Annotated in this window: 1 protein-coding gene and 1 pseudogene; both read right to left on the bottom strand. The window is 35.5% G+C overall.

Annotation, left to right across the window (positions count from 1 at the left end):
- Positions 1-80: 80 nt before the first annotated feature.
- On the bottom strand, positions 81-800 hold the full coding sequence (istB, locus tag JOD18_RS24060; RefSeq protein ID WP_204672015.1) for an IS21-like element helper ATPase IstB: 720 nt from the start codon (positions 798-800) through the stop codon (positions 81-83).
- A gap of 1 nt (position 801) precedes the next feature.
- A pseudogene (locus JOD18_RS24055) lies at positions 802-1,563 on the bottom strand (Mu transposase domain-containing protein); the annotation flags it as partial.
- Between the last annotated feature and the right edge of the window lie 90 nt (positions 1,564-1,653).

Genomic DNA, 1,653 nt, shown 5'->3' with positions numbered 1-1,653 from the left:
ATCATATCGTTTTACCATCCTGGACACTCCTAAAGATTATTATATTTAGTATAAAAATCCCCATTTGGTATGTCCAATTATTAGACTAACATCAAAGATGTACCACTCATGTTTAAAACATGGGATTTATGTGTTAACCGATCCGTTAAGGCTGCGGTTAGTACGGGATCATGAAAAATCTCTTGCCACTTTAAAAAGGATAAATTACTAGTAATAATCGTGGATTTTCTGTCAGCACGTAGCGATAAATGTGAAAATAATAATTCAGCTCCTTCTTTATCAAAAGAAATGTAGCCAAGTTCATCTAAAATGACAAGATCATACTTTTCAAACTTTAATTCGAATGACCGTAACGTGCGTTCGGAGCGATGCTCCTTTAATTGATTAATAAAAGAGGGAACCGTTGCGAAAAACACACGATATCCGGCTAAACATGCTTCCATCCCTAATCCAATAGCTAGATGGGATTTTCCCGTTCCGGGAGGGCCTGTTAAAATCACATTTTGACCCTCCTGAATAAAGGATAATGTCTTTAATTGTGGTAACTTCTGTCTTGCCTGTTCTGGTAATGCTTCTTCTATTAATTCTTCTAATAACTTCTTCTGTGGAAAATTCGCAGCTCGAATTCGGTTTTGTTTTGCACGAACCATGCGATCTTCTTTTTCCTGTGTTAAGACTTGTAGTAATACATCATAAGCTTGTTTCGGTTGCTTGAATGCACTTTGGTCCTGAACCATTTTGCGAATCGTTGGTAATCTTAATTCTTTACATAGTTGAATAAGTTGCGTTTGTGGATCCATATTACATTACTCCTTTTTCTGTCATATAAAATAGTTTTTGATAGGCATGTAAATTAGATTCAGCTTGCTTCGTTATATCATCTTGCGCATCCACCATAGGTTCCTCCTCCGTAAGTTCACAGATGAATTGGATTCGATCTAGTGAAACATAATCGGATCGCACTTTTTTCAATTGATGGATAGCCTTTAATACGTCCTGAAGGTTATTATTTTCCTTTATATAATGGAGTAATGCTATGAATTCTTTCTCTTTTCCGATATAATATTGGTGATAGATATTTTTTATATGAGTTGGTGCCTGTTTCAAACATTGACTTTGGATCATGGCACCTTTTTTCTCTTCAAATGTTCGTAAATAGTGATAGATATCCATTTCCCATTGGTGAAGACCCCAATTCCGGGAATGTGTTGCTACGTATTCTCCATCAATAAATAACCGAATATGCTCTGCTCCTACTTTAGCTCGTATATATTTTCCTACATGTCCCTCTGGGACAGAATAATGATTCTGTTTGAGGACCACGGTACTATATTTATCTACGCGGCATTCTATTAGTTCTGCCACATCAAATGGTTGAATGGGTGTTGCTCCGATTACTTCTTTTTCCTTCTTCATTAAGTCCACATGTTTTAACTTATGTTCATGATGCAATCGTTGATTAAGGCTTTCTAAAACGGTTATTAAGTACTGATTGGCTTCTTTGATATGTTGAAACTTATATACGGAGGAAAAAACTTTTCGTCGAACGAACTCTACACTCCTCCCTCAATATACTTTCATTTTCTTAAAATATCGCTGTTTTTCTCTAATTTTCATTGATTAATATTAAAAACATTAGGTAAGTCAAGGAAT

Origin of the sequence: Gracilibacillus alcaliphilus, from assembly GCF_016909015.1 — a bacterium.
Lineage (GTDB): Bacteria > Bacillota > Bacilli > Bacillales > Amphibacillaceae > Gracilibacillus > Gracilibacillus alcaliphilus.
This window is presented reverse-complemented; position numbering and strand designations above follow the sequence as displayed.

Excerpts from the sequence above, each read along its gene's own strand:
- istB (WP_204672015.1), bottom strand. The coding sequence starts at position 800 with ATGGATCCACAAACGCAACTTATTCAACTATGTAAAGAATTAAGATTA.